Raw genomic sequence first — 16,518 nt, 5'->3', positions numbered from 1 at the left:
CTATGAAAAAGCTTGTGTTTTCGTTTCTGATCGTGGGGCTTTCGGGCGCCTGTCTTGCCGGAGATGCCAAAGAAGGCGCGGCTCTGTATCGAGATAATTGCGCCACCTGTCATGGGATTGACCTGATGGGACAAGGGCCGATGGCCGGGGTGATGGTGATCAAGCCTGCGGACCTGACACAGTTGAGCGCATCGAATGATGGTGAATTTCCGTTGGTGCGCGTGATAAAACGAATTGACGGACGTGATCCTTTGGTCAGCCATGGCAGCCCGATGCCGGTTTATGGCGACTTTTTCGAAGGGCGTGATGTGGCGATGAAGACAGCCAGCGGCCAGCCTATTATGACCTCTGAACCGATTACGGATATTGTCGAATATCTCAAGAGCATTCAGAAATGAAGGTTTTGTTTCAAGGGATTGGCCTGTGCGCTTTGGTGCTGGCCTGCGCCGAGGCTGAGATGCCGGAAGCGCCTGAGGGCGCACAAATATTCGCTGAGAACTGCGCGCTTTGTCATGGTGCCGATGGTCGTGGGGATGGTGCAATTGCGCCCAGCCTGACTCCAGGCCCAACCGATTTAGCCACAATCTCGCGCAGGGCCGGAGGAAGCTTTCCGGTGGCGGATGTCCTGAGCCAGATTGACGGATATAACCGCGGCCCGGTCGCCGGGGTGGACATGCCTGAATTTGGCGATTTGCTGGAGGGTGATCTGGTACCGGTTGAGACCGGCGACGGTATATTCACGCCTACACCACGCCCGTTAGCGGCGCTCTTGATCTACTTGGAGAGCATTCAGCGTTGACCTGAGATGCCCGTTCTATCGCCCTGACGTGGTTATAAAATACTGGATCTGTGCTGCGTCGGTATCGCGTCCGTGTTGCGAGGGCTTGGAGCGCGGGCTGCTTTGATCGCGAACTTTACAATTAACCGTGAGGCGTGTGGGGCACGTGGTCAAGCCGGGCCGAATGGGATATCGCACGGATAAACCCTGTTGAAAGCCCGCTGGATGATGATGTCGCAAACTCCGATGTTGACCCGTGACCTTGTGATGGTCGGTGGCGGACATGCCCATGCGCTGGTGTTGCGGATGTGGGGTATGCGCCTTTTGCCCGGGGTGCGGTTGACGCTGATCAATCCGGGGCCGACGGCGCCCTATTCGGGCATGTTGCCGGGACATATCGCCGGTCATTACACGCGCGACGCGCTGGATATCGATTTGGTGCAATTGGCGCGGTTTGCCGGGGCGCGACTGATCATGGCGCCTGCCACGGCGATCAATGCCAGGGACCAGACCATAACCGTTCACGGGCGGGGTGAGATTGGCTATGATGTCGCCTCGCTAGACGTAGGCATCCATGCCGAGATGCCGGATATTGAAGGGTTTGGCGCGCATGGGCTTGGGGCCAAACCGCTGGATGTTTATGCCAGCCGGTGGGCAGCGTTTCTGGATCAGGTGGCCGCCGGTGCGATGTCGCCGGATGTCGCCGTTATCGGTGGCGGTGTCGCCGGTGCCGAGTTGTCGCTGGCGATGGCGCATGCGTTGCGCAACCGGGTTGGCGACGCGCGGGTTTCCGTGGTTGAAGCGGGCCCACGGATCACCGGACGCACGCAAGCAGCCGCAAGACATTTGCTGGACGCGATGGGCGATCTGCGCGTCACGCCGTTGGTGAATGCCAAAGTGGCGCGGGTTGAAGCGGACGCTGTCGTGCTGAGCGACGGGCGTCGGATCAACAGCGCGTTGACGGTGGGCGCGGCCGGGGCATTTGCACATAGCTGGTTGGCTGAAACGGGCCTGCCCGTGACCGGGGATGGGTTTGTACGTGTCGGCGAAACCTTGCAGGTTCAGGGGTATGAAAATCTGTTTGCCGTGGGTGATTGCGCCCATATGGGCGAGACGCCGCGCCCCAAGGCGGGGGTGTTTGCAGTACGTTCGGCGCCAGTGCTGCTGGCCAATTTGCGTGCGGTTCTGACCGGGGCGTCGCTGCGTCCGTTCCGGCCACAGAAAGACTATCTGAAGCTTATTTCTCTGGGGGGCAAAGTGGCGCTGGCTGAAAAGTGGGGGCGCACTTTGGCGGGGCCTGCGTTGTGGCGCTGGAAAGATCGGATCGATCAGAAGTTTATGGAGAAGTTCCGGACATTGCCCGAAATGGCGCTGCCAAAGCCGCCAAAAAAGGTGGCTTTGGGCGCTGTGTCTGATCAGCCGTTATGTGGTGGATGCGGGTCCAAGGTGGGGTCAGAGACATTGGCCGATGCGGTGGCGCGCATGCCAAAACTGGGCCGGGCTGATGTGTTGGCCGGGGCGGGCGATGACGCCGCAATTTTGCAGGTGGGCGGTGCAAAACAGGTGCTGACCACGGATCATCTGCGTGGATTTACCGAGGATTTCGGGTTGATGGCGCGGATTGCGGCGGTGCATGCGTTGGGGGATGTCTGGGCCATGGGCGCAGCACCTCAGGGGGCGCTGGTGTCGGTGACGTTGCCCCGCATGAGCGCGGATTTGCAGGCCCGCAGCATGGCCGAGATATTGCGCGAGGCGGGCGGCGTTCTGAACGCTGCGGGGGCCGAGATTGTGGGCGGGCATACCAGCATGGGCAGCGAATTGAGTATCGGTGTGACGCTGACCGGGTTGGTGGATGGCGCGCCGGTGACGCAGGCCGGGGCGCGGGCCGGGGATGCCTTGATCCTGACGCGGCCTGTTGGGTCTGGTGTTTTGTTGGCGGCAGAGATGCGCGCGCAGGCGCGCGGCGCGGATGTGGCGGCGTTTTTGCAGGAAATGGGACGGCCGCAGGGGGATGCGGCGACGCTGTTGCAGGGCGCGCATGCAATGACGGATGTGACCGGGTATGGGTTGGCCGGGCATCTGATGGGTATTTGCCGCTCGTCTGGTGTGGCGGCTGAAGTGAATATGGACGCAGTGCCGATTTATGCGGGTGCGTTGGAAGCGGTTGAGGCCGGTATTCATTCCACCATCTGGGAGGCCAATGCGGCAGCGGCGCCGGTATTGGGGGCCAAGGGTGCACGCGCCGCGTTGTTACACGATCCGCAAACGGCGGGTGGATTATTGGCGGCGGTTCCGCGTGATCAGGCAGCGGATCTGGTTCAGGCGTTGTGCGACGCAGGGCACCGGGCGGCAGTGATTGGACGGGTTTTGGACGGCGCGCCGGGGCTTAGGGCAGCGCAATAATTCGGGCTGCAGTGGCGACCAGCGTCGCCTCGCTCAGATCAGGCAGGTCGATGGGCTGTGCATCCGGCGCATGGGCGCGCGAAATGCGGGCATATCGCGGGTCATAGTGGGTTTGGATCAGTTGCATGGCCAATGTGCGAAAATCCTGCGTCGTGGCAAGGGCTTGCCACGCCTGAACCTGTTCGTGCCCGTGATAGCGGATCAGTTTTTTCAGGATAGTATCGAGCTTATCCGGATCGGCGCGCATATCGGGGTAGGCGGTCAGCAGGTGATCGGCGCGCGCCGCAACAGGTGCCGTCAGGCGCAGGTTGGGGGCCGCAATCATCGCCTGCCAAAGGGTCGGCGGGATGATCAGGCGACCGATCTTAGAGCTTTCCGCCTCGATATACACAGGTCTGGATGGGTCGAGCTGGCTCATGGCCATGGCGATGCGGCTTTCGAACGCTTTTTGCGAGGGTTGAGCGGCGCCCATGGGGCCAAACAGCGAGCCGCGATGTTCGGCCATCGCTTCGAGATCGATCACCTGTGCGCCTTGTTGGGCGAGATGGGACAACAGGCGGGTTTTGGCGGTACCAGTGCCGCCGTCGATCACCACCACAGGGGCCGGCATCGGGGCGTCGTAGACCGCGCGCGCCACAAGGCGGCGGTAGTGTTGATATCCGCCCGCGATTGTGTCCGTGCGCCAGCCGATTTGTTTGAGGATGATGGCAACCGATCCCGAGCGCTGACCGCCGCGCCAGCAATAGACCAACGGACGCCAGCCGCCGTCGCGGTCTGACAGCGGTCCTTCCAGATGATTGGCCACATTGCGCGACACGAGCGCGGCCCCGATCTTGCGGGCCAGAAACGGGTCTTGTTGTACATAGATGGTGCCGACGCGGGCGCGTTCTTCGTTTGAGAGCGCATGCAGGTTTATGGCGCCGGGGATGTGGTCCTGGGCGAATTCAGCAGGTGAGCGCACGTCGATAACATCGTCAAAGGGAAGATTGGCGAGATCAGCAAGCGAGGTCAGCTCGATAGGCATGGGTGCGTCCGGTGTGGTTTGTCCCTGACTAGCGTTTGGGGCGGGGAAAGGCCAGACGTGCCGGGCGGCGGCCGACCGGGGTGGGCGCACCGCCGATGTTTGAATGCGATTTATGGAGCCTCGCACCTTTGACGGTGAATAAGAGCGCAACGTCGCAAAAGCGCCCGCCCTAGGGGCGGTCGGGCGCTGCCCGGCGGCGTGCGTTGCACGCCTGTGTTCCGGGCGGGCCTAATAAGCGTTCATCGTCATCAGCTCATATTCAGCTACCAGTTCATCACTTTGGTTGGTCAGGGTGACGTGCCAGCGCACTTCGCCGTAATCCTCGTTGCGTTTGGTCTTTTTGCGGACCGTCAGGCGCACTTTGATGGCGTCGCCCGCCGAAACCGGCTTCATAAAGCGCAAGCTGTCCAGCCCGGTATTGGCCAGAACCGGGCCTTCGTTCGGTTCAACAAACATGCCAGCGGCAAAGCTGAGCAACAGATAACCATGCGCAACGCGCCCCGGGAAGAACGGGTTTCGCTGGGCGGCGGCGTCATCCATATGGGCATAGAACGTGTCACCGGTGAAGCTGGCGAAGTGTTCTATGTCATCCAGCGTGATGGTGCGCGGCGCTGTGTTCAGGGTTTCACCAATCGACAACTCCCCAAATTTGCGCGTGAATGGATGCGCCGGACCAGTGATTTCGGTCGCGCCCGGCACCCAGCTTTCGCCAATAGCCGTCAGGATATCGGGGCTGCCCTGAATGGCGGTGCGTTGCATGTAATGCTTGACGCCGCGAATGCCGCCCAACTCTTCGCCGCCACCGGCGCGGCCCGGGCCGCCATGCACCATATGGGGCAGGGGTGATCCGTGGCCGGTGCTTTCGCCCATCGAGTCGCGGTTGTTGAAATAGAGACGCCCGTGATAGGCGCCCGCGCCAAGGGCGACGCTGCGCGCGACCTGTGGATCATGTGTTATCACAGACGCCACCAGCGAGCCCTGACCGCGATTGACCAGCTCTATCGCGTGGTCGAGATCGCGGTAGCCCATCAGGGTTGAAACCGGGCCAAAGGCTTCGGTGTCATGCACGCGCTGCGCAGTGTCGGGATTGGCGCAGTGGTAGAGCATGGGCGGCACAAACGCGCCTTTTTCGGCACCTGCGCCCTGAACGGCAAAGTTGTCGGGATCGCCAAAGACGCGTTCGGCTTCGGTTCCGATCAGAGCGGCCTTTTCCAGAACATCGCGTTTCTGGCTTTCAGAGACCAGCGCGCCCATACGGGTTGTGTCCAGACGCGGGTCGCCGATCACAGTTTTCGACAGACGGTTGGAAAGCGCCTCGATTACGGCGGGAACGGTGTTTTCGGGGGCAATAATGCGGCGGATGGCAGTGCATTTCTGGCCTGCCTTGGTGGTCATCTCGCGGCTGACTTCTTTGACAAACAGGTCAAATTCAGGCGTGCCGGGCACAGCGTCGGGGCCAAGGATCGAGGCATTCAGGCTGTCAGCCTCGGACGTGAAACGGACCGAGTTTTGCAGGATCAGCGGGTTGGAACGCAGTTTGAGAGCCGTATCAGCCGAGCCGGTAAAGGCGACGGCGTCCTGACAGGTGAGATGATCGAGCATGTCGCCCAAACCGCCCGTGACCAGTTGCAACGCGCCTGCAGGCAGGATGTTGGCATCCAGCATTAGCTTGACGCAAAGCTCGGTCACATAACAGCTGTTGGTGGCAGGTTTGACGATCGCGGGCACCCCGGCCAGCAGTGTCGGGGCAAGCTTTTCCAGCATGCCCCAGACCGGGAAATTGAAGGCATTGATGTGGATGGCAACGCCCTGCAGGGGGGTGCATATGTGCTGGCCCAGAAAGGTGCCATTGCGCGACAATTGCTCGGTTTCGCCGTCGACATAAACATGCGCGTCGGGCATTTCCTTGCGCCCCTTGGAGGCAAAGACCAGCATCGTGCCGATACCACCATCGATATCGATCATGTGATCGGCTTGGGTGGCACCGGTGTCAAAGGACAGATCATAGAGCGCGGGGCGGTGGTCGCGCAGGTGCATTGCCAGCGCCTTGAGCATGCGGGCGCGGTCGTGAAACGTGAGTTGCCGCAGCGCAGGGCCGCCAACTTCGCGGGCGTAGTCCAGCATGCCCTGCACATTCAGCGCGTCGTTTCCGGCAGTGGCGATCACGTCGCCGGTGATGGCCGAGGCGATGTTGCGCGCACCGGCGCCCGGGGCAATCCATTGGCCATAGCCATAGCTGGAGATGTTTTGAACGGTCATGAAATAGTCCTCAGGTCAGGATGGCGGGCAGGCGGGCATAGCCGCGAAAGCGCAGACGTCCGCCGCGCACGGCACCGTCCGTCAGGTGAAAATTCGGGAAGCGGGTCAGGAAACGGCCCACGGCGATGCGGCCTTCCATACGGGCCAGCGTGAGGCCAACGCAGGTGTGTGGGCCGCCCGCAAAAGCGAGGTGTTTGTTGGGGCGGCGATCCAGTCGCATGTCGTCCGGATTGTCAAACTGGCGCGGGTCGCGGTTGGCGCCGCCCATACAGAGATGCAGGTCGGTCCCTTTAGGGATGCTGACGCCATGCAGGGTGACGTCACGTGTGGTCAGGCGGTTGCCAAACTGGTTGGGGCTTTCCAGGCGCAGAAATTCGTCGACTGCGGTGTTGATCAGGCTGGGCTTGGCCAACAGCTGGGCGCGTTTGTCGGGGTGTTGGTCCAACAACGCAATCGCGTTGCCAATCAGATTGGTGGTGGTTTCGTGACCAGCGTTCAGAATGAAGATGCAGTTTTGATACAGCTCGACCTCGGTCAATTGATCGCCGGTGGTTTGCAAAAGTCGGGTCAGAACATCCGTGTCCGGATCGCCGGGATGGGCGGTGCGGTCTTCGATGATGTGACGCAGAAAGGCTTTGAAATCGCGCACGGCGGTGTGGCCAGTTTCCAGTTGCTCGGGTGTCAATGCCGGTTCTAGCGCGCCGAGGATGGCCAGTGACCATGCGCGCAATGGGTCGCGTTGATCCCGGGGAATGCCCAGAAGGTTGCCAATTACCTCAATCGGGATTGCACCGGCAAAGGCTTCGATCAGTTCGGTCTGTGGCTGGTTTGACATTTCGTCCAGCAACGTGTCGACCAGAGTGATTAACCCCGGTTCCATCGAAGCCAGCGCGCGCGGGTTCATCGCGCCCACCATGACCGAGCGGACGCGGGTGTGCAGGGGTGGGTCGTTAAAGACCAGAGAATTGGTGTGATGTTCATAAAGCGGTGAATCGACCCCGAATTTGGGTCTAAAGAGCGCCTTTTTGTCAGAGATAAACGTGTCGGTGTCGCGGTACACCCGATCAAGATCTTCGTAGCGCGACAGAATGAATGAGCCGTCAGGTTGTGGGTGCACAGGGGCCGCTTCGCGCAAGCGCGCGTAGATCGGATAGGGGGCGTCGTGAAACCCTTTGGGTGGCGCGGTCAGGGTGAGAAAATCACGGTCAACCGCTTTGTGCATGTTCTCAGCCATGGTGCCTCCGGGGTCAGAATCGTCGTGGGTTTATTTATTGACCAACCGTTCGGTTTATGCAAGGAAAGACTGGAGCGCTGTCAATTGGGAGGCATCATGAGCGAAACGATTCTGGTGACGGATCATGGCAAATGGGTCGAGGTTACGTTGAACCGGCCCGACCGGCTGAACAGCTTTAATGACGAGATGCATCTGGCATTGCGCGCCGCATTGGAGAGTGCGTGGGACAATGGTGCGCGTGCGGTCTTGCTGACCGGGGCAGGGCGCGGGTTTTGCGCTGGTCAGGATTTGGGCGACGTGGATCCGGCAGCGATGAAACGCCCGGCGGACCTGAGCGTGACGATCCGTAATTTCTATACACCTTTGATCAAGCTGTTGCGGGATATGGACATGCCGGTTGTCTGTGCGGTGAATGGCGTGGCGGCCGGGGCGGGCGCAAATATTGCGCTGGCCTGTGACATTGTGCTGGCAGGAGAAAGCGCAAAGTTCATTCAGTCTTTTGTCAATGTCGGGCTGGTGCCGGATGCCGGAGGCACGTGGGCCTTGGCGCATCTGGTCGGAGAGGCCCGCGCCAAGGCGCTGGCGATGACCGGCGCACCCGTGAGTGCGACGCAGGCCGCCGATTGGGGTATGATCTGGCAAGTGGTGCCGGACGACGAATTGATGGATGCGGCGCGCGCGCTGACTGAGAAAATGGCCAACGGGCCAACCGTGGGTTTGGGGCTGACCAAAGCTGCCATTCAGGCTGCCACGATGAACAGCTTAGAAGACCAGCTTGAGCTGGAAGCGGAGTGCCAGAAGCAATGTGGGTTCAGCGCAGATTATGCCGAAGGGGTTTCGGCCTTTCTGAACAAACGCAAACCAAACTATCAGGGGCGCTGAGATGACACCCAGAGAACGTGCCGTAAAATCCGCCGCTGCAATGTGGGCCGAAGATCAGGCCAGCCAGCATTTCGGGATGGAAATCACCGAGATTGATGAAGGGTTGGCCACGCTGACAATGCCGGTGCAGCCGTTTCATTGTAACGGGCATGGCATCTGTCATGGCGGCGTGACATTCACGCTGGCCGACAGCGCCTTTGCCTTTGCCTGTAACAGCCGCAACATGTCGACTGTCGCCCAGCACAATATGATCAGCTATATCGCGCCGGGGCGCAAAGGCGACCTGTTAACGGCACGCGCCCGCGAGATCAGCCTGACCGGGCGCAGCGGTATTTATGATGTCCAAGTGACAAATCAGAATGGTGATTTGATTGCCGAGTTCCGTGGGTTCTCGCGCATGATCAAAGGCCATCTGTTTGAAGAATAAGGTGAGGAGAGCGCCATGAAGGACCTGACACCCGACCGTAATGATCTGGACGCGATCGAAATTGCGTCGATTGATGAAATTCGGGCACTGCAGCTGGAGCGTCTGAAATGGTCGTTGCGCCACGCCTATGACAATGTGGCGATGTATAAACAGCGGTTTGACGACGCCGGGGTGCACCCGGATGATTTGCAGACATTGGCGGATCTGGCGAAGTTTCCGTTCACCTACAAAAACGATCTGCGCGACAATTATCCGTTTGGGTTGTTTGCGGTGCCGCGGTCACAAATCATGCGGTTGCATGCGTCCTCGGGCACAACTGGTAAGCCAACGGTTGTGGGCTATACGGCGCGCGATATCAGCAACTGGGCCGATCTGGTGGCGCGCTCTTTGCGGGCGGCAGGCTTGCGCAAAGGCGACATGGTGCACAACGCCTATGGCTATGGTCTGTTTACCGGAGGGCTGGGCGCGCATTATGGGATTGAGCGGCTGGGGGCCACGGTGGTGCCAATGAGCGGCGGGCAAACTGAAAAGCAAGTTGGTTTGATCACCGATTTTCAACCCGATGGGATCATGGTGACGCCGTCTTATATGCTCAACATTCTGGAGCAGTTTAACAAGGTGGGTCTGGACCCACGCGACTGTTCGCTAAAGGTCGGTGTGTTTGGAGCTGAGCCCTGGACTGATGCAATGCGCAAAGAGGTCGAGTCGGCTTTTGACATGCATGCGGTTGATATTTATGGACTTTCCGAAATCATGGGCCCGGGTGTGGCCAATGAATGTGTGGAAACCAAAGATGGGCCTGTGATCTGGGAAGACCATTTCCTGCCTGAGATTATTGATCCCGTCACAGGCGAGGTTCTGCCGGATGGTGAGATGGGAGAGCTGGTATTTACCACGCTGACCAAAGAAGGCCTGCCGATGGTGCGCTATCGCACCCGCGATCTGACCCGATTGCTGCCGGGCACTGCGCGCAGCATGCGGCGTATGGAAAAGATCACCGGGCGCAGCGATGACATGATCATTTTGCGGGGCGTGAATGTGTTCCCAAGTCAGGTCGAAGAACAGGTTTTGGCAACCGGTGGTTTGGCACCGTATTATCAGATTGAGCTGTATAAGTCCGGTCGTATGGACGCGATGCGGGTGATTGTTGAAGCCAACCCGGATGCGGCGGACAATCTGAGCAAAACCGCAGCGGCGCGTATGCTGACCAAACGGATCAAGGACATTGTTGGTGTTTCCACTGAGATTGTCGTAGGAGACCCCGGCGAGGTCGAGCGCTCTCAGGGCAAGGCCAAACGCGTAGTCGACAATCGCGGCGAGGAATAGTTTTGGCCCGGACAATCGCAAAAGATCACGACCAAAAGCGGGACCGCATACTAAAGGCGGCCGCCAAGGTGTTTGCCAATGAAGGGTTTGATCGGGCGTCCATGTCGATGCTGGCGCGGGACTGCGGGATATCAAAGGCCAATATCTATCACTATTACGACAGCAAGGATGCGATCCTGTATGACATCCTTGAGACCTATTTGCGCGACCTCAGAGACCGCATTTGCGGGATCGATCTGGAAGGGTCTTCGCCCGCAGACAGCCTGCACCGGGTGGTGCGCGAAATCCTGATGGCTTATCAGGGCGCGGATGATGAACACCGTGTGCAAATCAACGGCGTGGATATGTTGCCGCCCGACCAGCAGAAGGTGCTGCGCGGGTATCAACGCGACATGGTGGTGTTCCTGAGCGGCGTTATCGAAGGCGCGGCGCCTGAGGTTTTTGACAACAATGCCGCCAGGTTACGTGGGACCACAATGTCGGTCTTTGGCATGCTGAACTGGTATTACATGTGGCAAACCGGCGCCGGAACACAAGCGCGCGAAGACTATGCGCGGCTGGTGTCAGATCTGACGCTTAACGGGTTGCAGGGTCTGAGTTAGGCGCTGAAGGCCTGCGAATTGTGCATCATGCATGTATTGACCCAAATTCAGAACGTGCCAGGAATGGCTCCTATTGAATTGCAAAGTAATTGGTAGGAGCGTTTCGTGATGAAACGATTTTTGAAAGTGTGCGCGGTGTGTGCCGGGGCGCTGGGGGCCGTGCCTCTGGCACAGGCAGACCCTTCGGTTGGTTTTGGCGTGACATTTGTTTTTGGAGGCGATGTCGCGCTTGGGGTCAGGCTGTTTTCCGATGACCGCGCAGAACGCGGCGCACTGGCGCTTGGGCTGGATTATTAGATCAAGTCGCAGGCCTTTCGCCCGACGGTTGGTGCCGCTTATCTGGACGAGGATTTCTATGTCGATTTCAGCCTTGGATTTGATACGAAAGCGCAAGAGATTGATTACGGGGTCGGGTTGGGTCTGACGTCTGGTGTTGATGCACCCGCGCCTGCATCAACAACGCCGACCTCACCGACCACGCCCATCAGCCCAACAACGCCGGTAAGTCCAACATCGCCAACCGGGCCAACCGACCTTTCGACGTAGCCGAACAGGTCAGATTAACAAAATGAGAAATAGCGGTTTGGACAAGGAACCGACGAAAACAGAGGCGTTGTGGTTTTCGCAGTCCCTTCATGTAGCCAAAATCTCAGAAGACGTAATTTGTCTATTTCAGCAAGTCGCCAACAATTCCGACGGCATCCACCACAGTAGAAAGGTCTTCGGAAACTTCCAGAATTTCGTTGTCGACTTTGATGTAACGATTTCCCTTTCCGGGTTCGCCAAGTTTCCATTTTGACAGATCTCCGATGCCTTCATACTTTAAATCAGCTGGCAGTTTGGCACCGCGTGTGTAACGCTTTATTTGACCCGGAGGCACGGACTTGGCACCCTTACCAGGCTTTTTGTCGACTTGAACATTTTTCCCTTTTGCCTTGCCGTTCTTGTCTTTGGCCCAACCTGTATCAGCGGTACCCAAAACCAAACCGACTGCCAGAACAGTCATCAAAAGTGATGAAATTCTCATGCTAAATCTCCGTTTCCAAATAAAATTATTACAGACCGAGATTCCAGTTACAGGCAAGAACTGAATGCGGTCAATGGAAATTTTCGACAGACGGACGTCAAATCATTTGCAGTTTAGACCCAACTTATCCAGAACGGATTTGACCTCAGATTCCCACCGTGATCTCAGGTCCGCATTGGATGTTCTGCGCAGGCCCAATGCCTTGAGAGTGTCGGTCTTGATTGAGTCTGCAGACCCGAAGGAGGCGGCAACCCGCGGCCACCAGTAGTCAACGCTGGCTTGCAGGTTGGCATCTTTGACCTCAGCGAGCTTGGCCAGACCTTCTTCGGCCAGTTCTGCGTGACGTGCTTCGATTGGGGCGATTGCGCGGAATGCTTCGGCGAGGGGCTGGTAGCTGACCATAGAAAACTCGGCCAGTTGCACAGCCACGGCGCGGCCCATCAACAGGTTCATCACCACGGCATCCGCCCAGCCATTCAAGGGATAGTTGAACACGGCAAGGCGCATATCGTGATCGGTGCGCGCCGCGCCAATGTCGGCGTCACGCTCCAGCCGCGCGGTCCAGGGGTGGTGATTGGCATATTTATCTGCGTCCACGCCAAATTCGGCCATGATCCGCAAAACACGGTCTGCATTGTCGGTTTTTTCCAACACGATTTTGGCGGCGGCAATGCGTTCCTTGATGCCCGGACCCTGATTGATGATGTCGGCAAACCCGGCGGCTCCGGCCAGTTCGCTGTCCACAAATGTGGCCATCAGTTTCATCAGCTCGGCGCGATAGCGGGGCGGGACATTCATTGGGTTCGTCAGCACGCCGCCCTGGGCGAGATAGCTTTCGATGCTCATATCTTCGGCCATGGTCTGATCTCCTTACTGATCGTAGTCGACAACAACGGTGTCGGTGACGGGGTAGGATTGGCAGGACAGAACATATCCCTTTTCGACTTCGTAATCCTCAAGCGCGTGGTTGGCGACCATGTCGACTTCGCCTTCCAGAACGCGGCAGCGACAGGTGGAACAAACCCCCGCCTTGCAGGCAAATGGCGCATCCAGATTGTTGCCAAGTGCGGCGTCAAGCAGGGTTGTGTCCTTGGCCATCTGCACAGTTTGGGTCGCCCCGTCCAGCGTGATCGCAGCGCTGGCCTGATTGTCACCCGAGGCTGCATTTTTTGACACGGCAGGCTTTTTTGCGCGCCCGGGTTGGGAGGATGCGAACAGCTCGAACTTGATCTGCGCGTCGTCCATGCCCGCATTGCGCAGTGCCGCAGCGATGCCAAGCATCATAGGTTCGGGTCCACAGATGAATGCGGTGTCGACCGAAGCAATGTCAATCCAGCCGGTCGCGAAAAGCTGCGCGCATTTTTCTTCGGTCACAAGCCCGGTAAACAGGTCGATTTCCTGTGCATCTGTTTCCAGCACATGGATCACGTTGAAACGGCCCATGTGGACGTTTTTCAGGTCTTCCAGCTCTTCGCGGAACATGATCGTGTTCACGCCCTTGTTGGCATAGACCAATGTAAAGGTCGCGTTGGGTTCGCGGGCCAGTGTGGTTTTGATGATCGACAGAACCGGTGTGATGCCCGAGCCACCCGCAAACCCGAGATAGGTCTTCTCGGTGGTGGCGTCGAGCGCGGTAAAGAAACCGCCCATCGGGGGCATGGCCTGAAGCGTGTCGCCAACTTTGAGGTCTTCGTTGGCCCATGTGGAAAAGGCACCGCCGTCGACCCGCTTGATGCCGACTTGCAGGACGCCCTCGTCTTTGCCTGCGCAGATCGAATAAGAGCGGCGCAGTTCGTCGCCGTCAAAATCGCGCCGGAAGGTCAGATATTGGCCTTGGGTAAAGTCAAAATCACTGGCTGCGCCATTGACGGGTTTCAGGGTCACGACAACAGCGTCGCGGATGGTTTTGTGAACGTCTGTGACGGTCAGATCGTGAAAGCGCGCCATCGGTTCCTCCCTAAATGCACTTGAAATATTCAAACGGTTCAAGACAGTCCTGACAGCGCCATTGTGCCTTGCACGGGGTCGAGCCGAACTGGCTCAGTTTTTCGAGATGATCGCCGCCACACCGTGGACAGCGTTGTGGGCCACCCGCCGGTTGTGGCGGGGCAATGCCGTATTTTTCCAGCGCGATGCGGGCTTTGTCAGACATCCAGTCGGTGGTCCATGCCGGGCTAAGCTGTTGTTTCAGGGCTATATTGTCCAATCCCTGGTCGCGCAGTCGGGTTTCGATATCCATGTTGATCATCGATGTGGCCGGGCAGCCGGAATAGGTTGGCGTGACAGAGACCACACAGGTTTCACCATGAAACTCCACGTTCCGAATGATGCCGAGATCAACAAGGGTGATTACCGGAATTTCGGGGTCAGGGATGGTTTCCAGCCATTCCCAGACCTGTTTTACACTTGGCTGGGTCATATCTTTTGTCCTTTTGCCCGAGAGGCGGCTCTGCTTTGTCAGAGCCCCGCCGGTGTCACCATTCACAGCCCGGATAGGCGCGTTGCAGCCATTGCATTTGAGCCAGCAAGTGCCCCAGATGTTCTGTGTGCATACGTCCGGTGCGCCCGCCTGAATGGGCAAAGCGACCATCAGGAATGGTCAGCGTCGCATCCGCCAGCACGCGGGTCACAAGCGCGTCAAACTCTGCGCGCAGGCTGGCCGGATCTGGTGCCACACCCGCAGCCACCATGGCCGCGTCGACATCATCGCTGGCGAACATTTCGCCCACGTAGGGCCACAGATAATCCAGTGCCGCCTGCATGCGGGCGTGGCTTTCTGGGGTGCCATCGCCCAGCCCGACAACGGTGTCAGCAGAGCGTTCGACATGATAGGCGACCTCTTTGCTGGCTTTGGCCGCGATGCTGGCAACCGTTTCGTCCGAGGATTTGATCAGGCGGCCCATGAGTACCGATTGGTAGGCGTCAAACAGGAACTGACGCAGCAAGGTGCGGCCAAAGTCGCCATTGGGCAGTTCGGTCAGCAGCACATTGCGGAAATCCCATGCGTCGCGCAGAAAGGCGAGGTCATCGGCGGATTTGCCCTGACCCTGAACTTCGCCCGCATAGCCAAGCCACATCTGTGTCTGACCGATCAGGTCGAGCGCGGTGTTGGCCAGCGCGATGTCTTCTTCGAGGATGGGCGCGTGGCCGCACCATTCCGACACGCGGTGCCCAAGGATCAGGGTGTTATCCCCGAGACGCAGCAGGAACTGCAGCAATTTTTCAGTATCAGCAGCCATTACATATGCCCCACTTCTTCGGGGATGTCGAAAAAGGTCGGGTGGCGGTAAACCTTGGATTCCGAAGGTTCAAACAACGGGCCTTTGTCACCCGGTGCGGTGGCGGCGATGTGTTTGGCTTCGACCACCCAGATCGACACGCCTTCGTTGCGGCGGGTATAGACATCGCGCGCATTCTTGATCGCCATTTCAGCGTCCGGGGCATGTAGGCTGCCAACGTGACGGTGGCTCATGCCATGCTGACCGCGGATGAAGATTTCCCAAAGGGGCCATTCATTTTTCATGTGTTATTCCTCCTCGCTAGCGCGAATTATTCGGCGGCAACTTTGCGCGCGGCTTTCTTTTGAGCGTGGGCCAGCAGCCCGTCGCGGACCCATGCGCCGTCTTCCCAGGCTTTGACGCGGTCGTTCATGCGATCCACGTTGCAGGGGCCATTGCCGCGCAGCACATCCAGAAACTCGTCCCAGTCGGGGTCAGAGAAGTCATAATGGCCGCGTTCTTCGTTCCATTTGATACCGGAGTCGGGCAGGTCCAGACCCAGATATTCGATTTGCGGAATGGTCTGATCGACAAATTGCTGGCGCAGCTCATCGTTGGATTTGACCTTGATTTTCCACGCCATGGATTGTTCGGAATGGGTGCTTTCGCTGTCATGCGGTCCAAACATCATCATCGCGGGGAACCAGAGCCGGTTCAGCGCGTCCTGGGCCTGGCGTTTTTGTTCCGCCGTGCCAAAGGCCATTTTCATGATCGCGTGATAACCTTGGCGGGCGTGAAAGCTCTCTTCTTTGCAGATGCGCACCATTGAGCGGCTGTAGGGGCCATAGGACGTGCGTTGCAGTGCGACCTGATTGACGATGGCCGCGCCGTCCACCAGCCAGCCAACCGCGCCGATGTCGGCCCAGTTCAGCGTGGGATAGTTGAAGATCGAGGAGTATTTCATGCGGCCTTCGTGCAAGAGGCGCACCAGCTCATCCCGGCTTTCGCCCAGCGTTTCGGCGGCAGAATAGAGGTAGAGCCCATGCCCGGCCTCGTCCTGCACCTTGGCAAGCAGGATCATTTTGCGTTCCAGCGTGGGCGCGCGGGTGATCCAGTTGCCCTCGGGCAATTGACCGACAACCTCGGAATGGGCGTGCTGGCCGATCTGGCGGATCAGGGTGCGGCGGTAATCATCCGGCATCCAGTCGCGCGGTTCGATCTTGATATCGTTGTCGATCTTGTCCTGAAAATCGCGTTCCTGATCGGACATCTCTTCGCGGGTTTTGATCCCGGATGAGGCGGTTTTGATCATCTGTGCATACATGGTCTGATCCTTCC

Annotated in this window: 18 protein-coding genes; 8 read left to right on the top strand and 10 right to left on the bottom strand. The window is 58.7% G+C overall.

Annotated elements, in window-relative coordinates; translation table 11 throughout:
* Positions 1 to 2 precede the first annotated feature (2 nt).
* The 3 genes from ABJI08_RS18075 (at position 3) to selD (ending at position 3,181) form a co-directional block, all read left to right on the top strand.
* Positions 3 to 398: a cytochrome c gene (locus ABJI08_RS18075; protein WP_348403253.1), complete on the top strand. Its 396-nt coding sequence runs from the start codon at positions 3 to 5 to the stop codon at positions 396 to 398.
* A complete protein-coding gene (locus ABJI08_RS18070; RefSeq protein ID WP_348403252.1) occupies positions 395 to 799 on the top strand; it encodes a c-type cytochrome in 405 nt (134 codons plus the stop codon). The genes ABJI08_RS18075 and ABJI08_RS18070 overlap by 4 nt, the downstream gene beginning before the upstream one ends.
* A 225-nt stretch (positions 800 to 1,024) precedes the next feature.
* Complete coding sequence (gene selD, locus ABJI08_RS18065) at positions 1,025 to 3,181, top strand: selenide, water dikinase SelD (RefSeq protein ID WP_348403251.1); 2,157 nt, start codon at positions 1,025 to 1,027, stop codon at positions 3,179 to 3,181.
* On the opposite strand, the gene mnmH is transcribed toward selD, so the two are convergent.
* From mnmH to ABJI08_RS18050, 3 genes are all read right to left on the bottom strand, one after another.
* Positions 3,165 to 4,205 (bottom strand): tRNA 2-selenouridine(34) synthase MnmH, encoded by a 1,041-nt coding sequence (gene mnmH, locus ABJI08_RS18060; protein WP_348403250.1) that lies wholly within the window; start codon positions 4,203 to 4,205, stop codon positions 3,165 to 3,167. The two genes, selD and mnmH, sit on opposite strands and share 17 nt — an antisense overlap.
* 228 nt (positions 4,206 to 4,433) lie before the next feature.
* Positions 4,434 to 6,464, bottom strand: a complete 2,031-nt coding sequence (gene paaZ, locus ABJI08_RS18055) for a phenylacetic acid degradation bifunctional protein PaaZ (protein ID WP_348403249.1) — start codon at positions 6,462 to 6,464, stop codon at positions 4,434 to 4,436.
* 10 nt (positions 6,465 to 6,474) lie between these two features.
* The gene (locus ABJI08_RS18050; RefSeq protein WP_348403248.1) at positions 6,475 to 7,698 is read right to left on the bottom strand and encodes a cytochrome P450; all 1,224 of its coding nucleotides are present in this window, start codon (positions 7,696 to 7,698) and stop codon (positions 6,475 to 6,477) included.
* Between the two features lie 96 nt (positions 7,699 to 7,794).
* Here ABJI08_RS18050 and paaG point away from each other — a divergent pair, with 96 nt between their 5' ends.
* The 5 genes from paaG (at position 7,795) to ABJI08_RS18025 (ending at position 11,232) form a co-directional block, all read left to right on the top strand.
* Positions 7,795 to 8,580 (top strand): 2-(1,2-epoxy-1,2-dihydrophenyl)acetyl-CoA isomerase PaaG, encoded by a 786-nt coding sequence (gene paaG / locus ABJI08_RS18045; RefSeq protein WP_348403247.1) that lies wholly within the window; start codon positions 7,795 to 7,797, stop codon positions 8,578 to 8,580.
* A 1-nt stretch (position 8,581) separates the two neighbouring features.
* Positions 8,582 to 9,007, top strand: a complete 426-nt coding sequence (paaI, locus tag ABJI08_RS18040) for a hydroxyphenylacetyl-CoA thioesterase PaaI (protein ID WP_348403246.1) — start codon at positions 8,582 to 8,584, stop codon at positions 9,005 to 9,007.
* A gap of 15 nt (positions 9,008 to 9,022) precedes the next feature.
* Positions 9,023 to 10,333, top strand: coding sequence for a phenylacetate--CoA ligase PaaK (gene paaK / locus ABJI08_RS18035; protein WP_348403245.1), 1,311 nt, complete (start codon positions 9,023 to 9,025; stop codon positions 10,331 to 10,333).
* Between the two features lie 2 nt (positions 10,334 to 10,335).
* Complete coding sequence (locus ABJI08_RS18030) at positions 10,336 to 10,935, top strand: TetR/AcrR family transcriptional regulator (protein WP_348403244.1); 600 nt, start codon at positions 10,336 to 10,338, stop codon at positions 10,933 to 10,935.
* Between the two features lie 108 nt (positions 10,936 to 11,043).
* Positions 11,044 to 11,232: a hypothetical protein gene (locus ABJI08_RS18025; protein ID WP_348403243.1), complete on the top strand. Its 189-nt coding sequence runs from the start codon at positions 11,044 to 11,046 to the stop codon at positions 11,230 to 11,232.
* A 370-nt stretch (positions 11,233 to 11,602) separates the two neighbouring features.
* Here ABJI08_RS18025 and ABJI08_RS18020 read toward each other — a convergent pair whose 3' ends face one another.
* The 7 genes from ABJI08_RS18020 to paaA all read right to left on the bottom strand — a co-directional run bounded on the left by ABJI08_RS18020 (position 11,603) and on the right by paaA (position 16,504).
* Positions 11,603 to 11,944 (bottom strand): hypothetical protein, encoded by a 342-nt coding sequence (locus ABJI08_RS18020; RefSeq protein WP_348403242.1) that lies wholly within the window; start codon positions 11,942 to 11,944, stop codon positions 11,603 to 11,605.
* A gap of 120 nt (positions 11,945 to 12,064) precedes the next feature.
* Positions 12,065 to 12,820: a Phenylacetic acid catabolic protein gene (locus tag ABJI08_RS18015; protein ID WP_348403241.1), complete on the bottom strand. Its 756-nt coding sequence runs from the start codon at positions 12,818 to 12,820 to the stop codon at positions 12,065 to 12,067.
* Positions 12,821 to 12,832: 12 nt separating this feature from the next.
* Positions 12,833 to 13,909 (bottom strand): 2Fe-2S iron-sulfur cluster-binding protein, encoded by a 1,077-nt coding sequence (locus ABJI08_RS18010; RefSeq protein ID WP_348403240.1) that lies wholly within the window; start codon positions 13,907 to 13,909, stop codon positions 12,833 to 12,835.
* 10 nt (positions 13,910 to 13,919) lie between these two features.
* A complete protein-coding gene (gene paaD, locus ABJI08_RS18005) occupies positions 13,920 to 14,381 on the bottom strand; it encodes a 1,2-phenylacetyl-CoA epoxidase subunit PaaD (RefSeq protein ID WP_348403239.1) in 462 nt (153 codons plus the stop codon).
* Positions 14,382 to 14,436: 55 nt separating this feature from the next.
* On the bottom strand, positions 14,437 to 15,201 hold the full coding sequence (gene paaC, locus ABJI08_RS18000) for a 1,2-phenylacetyl-CoA epoxidase subunit PaaC (RefSeq protein ID WP_348403238.1): 765 nt from the start codon (positions 15,199 to 15,201) through the stop codon (positions 14,437 to 14,439).
* On the bottom strand, positions 15,201 to 15,485 hold the full coding sequence (paaB, locus tag ABJI08_RS17995) for a 1,2-phenylacetyl-CoA epoxidase subunit PaaB (protein WP_348403237.1): 285 nt from the start codon (positions 15,483 to 15,485) through the stop codon (positions 15,201 to 15,203). The genes paaC and paaB overlap by 1 nt, the downstream gene beginning before the upstream one ends.
* Positions 15,486 to 15,511: 26 nt before the next feature.
* Positions 15,512 to 16,504, bottom strand: coding sequence for a 1,2-phenylacetyl-CoA epoxidase subunit PaaA (paaA, locus tag ABJI08_RS17990; RefSeq protein WP_348403236.1), 993 nt, complete (start codon positions 16,502 to 16,504; stop codon positions 15,512 to 15,514).
* Positions 16,505 to 16,518: the final 14 nt, after the last annotated feature.

It is taken from the genome of Shimia sp. (assembly GCF_039969785.1).
In the GTDB taxonomy this organism is placed as follows: Bacteria; Pseudomonadota; Alphaproteobacteria; order Rhodobacterales; family Rhodobacteraceae; genus Shimia.
Note: the sequence above shows the minus strand (reverse complement) of the source record. Positions and strands in the feature narration are given on the sequence as shown.

What these genes read in the sequence shown, in the direction of transcription:
- ABJI08_RS18075 (WP_348403253.1), top strand. Translation starts at nt 3, where the DNA reads ATGAAAAAGCTTGTGTTTTCGTTTCTGATCGTGGGGCTTTCGGGCGCC.
- ABJI08_RS18070 (WP_348403252.1), top strand. Translation starts at nt 395, where the DNA reads ATGAAGGTTTTGTTTCAAGGGATTGGCCTGTGCGCTTTGGTGCTGGCC.
- selD (WP_348403251.1), top strand. Translation starts at nt 1,025, where the DNA reads ATGTTGACCCGTGACCTTGTGATGGTCGGTGGCGGACATGCCCATGCG.
- mnmH (WP_348403250.1), bottom strand. Translation starts at nt 4,205, where the DNA reads ATGCCTATCGAGCTGACCTCGCTTGCTGATCTCGCCAATCTTCCCTTT.
- paaZ (WP_348403249.1), bottom strand. Translation starts at nt 6,464, where the DNA reads ATGACCGTTCAAAACATCTCCAGCTATGGCTATGGCCAATGGATTGCC.
- ABJI08_RS18050 (WP_348403248.1), bottom strand. Translation starts at nt 7,698, where the DNA reads ATGGCTGAGAACATGCACAAAGCGGTTGACCGTGATTTTCTCACCCTG.
- paaG (WP_348403247.1), top strand. Translation starts at nt 7,795, where the DNA reads ATGAGCGAAACGATTCTGGTGACGGATCATGGCAAATGGGTCGAGGTT.
- paaI (WP_348403246.1), top strand. Translation starts at nt 8,582, where the DNA reads ATGACACCCAGAGAACGTGCCGTAAAATCCGCCGCTGCAATGTGGGCC.
- paaK (WP_348403245.1), top strand. Translation starts at nt 9,023, where the DNA reads ATGAAGGACCTGACACCCGACCGTAATGATCTGGACGCGATCGAAATT.
- ABJI08_RS18025 (WP_348403243.1), top strand. Translation starts at nt 11,044, where the DNA reads ATGAAACGATTTTTGAAAGTGTGCGCGGTGTGTGCCGGGGCGCTGGGG.
- ABJI08_RS18015 (WP_348403241.1), bottom strand. Translation starts at nt 12,820, where the DNA reads ATGGCCGAAGATATGAGCATCGAAAGCTATCTCGCCCAGGGCGGCGTG.
- ABJI08_RS18010 (WP_348403240.1), bottom strand. Translation starts at nt 13,909, where the DNA reads ATGGCGCGCTTTCACGATCTGACCGTCACAGACGTTCACAAAACCATC.
- paaD (WP_348403239.1), bottom strand. Translation starts at nt 14,381, where the DNA reads ATGACCCAGCCAAGTGTAAAACAGGTCTGGGAATGGCTGGAAACCATC.
- paaC (WP_348403238.1), bottom strand. Translation starts at nt 15,201, where the DNA reads ATGGCTGCTGATACTGAAAAATTGCTGCAGTTCCTGCTGCGTCTCGGG.
- paaB (WP_348403237.1), bottom strand. Translation starts at nt 15,485, where the DNA reads ATGAAAAATGAATGGCCCCTTTGGGAAATCTTCATCCGCGGTCAGCAT.
- paaA (WP_348403236.1), bottom strand. Translation starts at nt 16,504, where the DNA reads ATGTATGCACAGATGATCAAAACCGCCTCATCCGGGATCAAAACCCGC.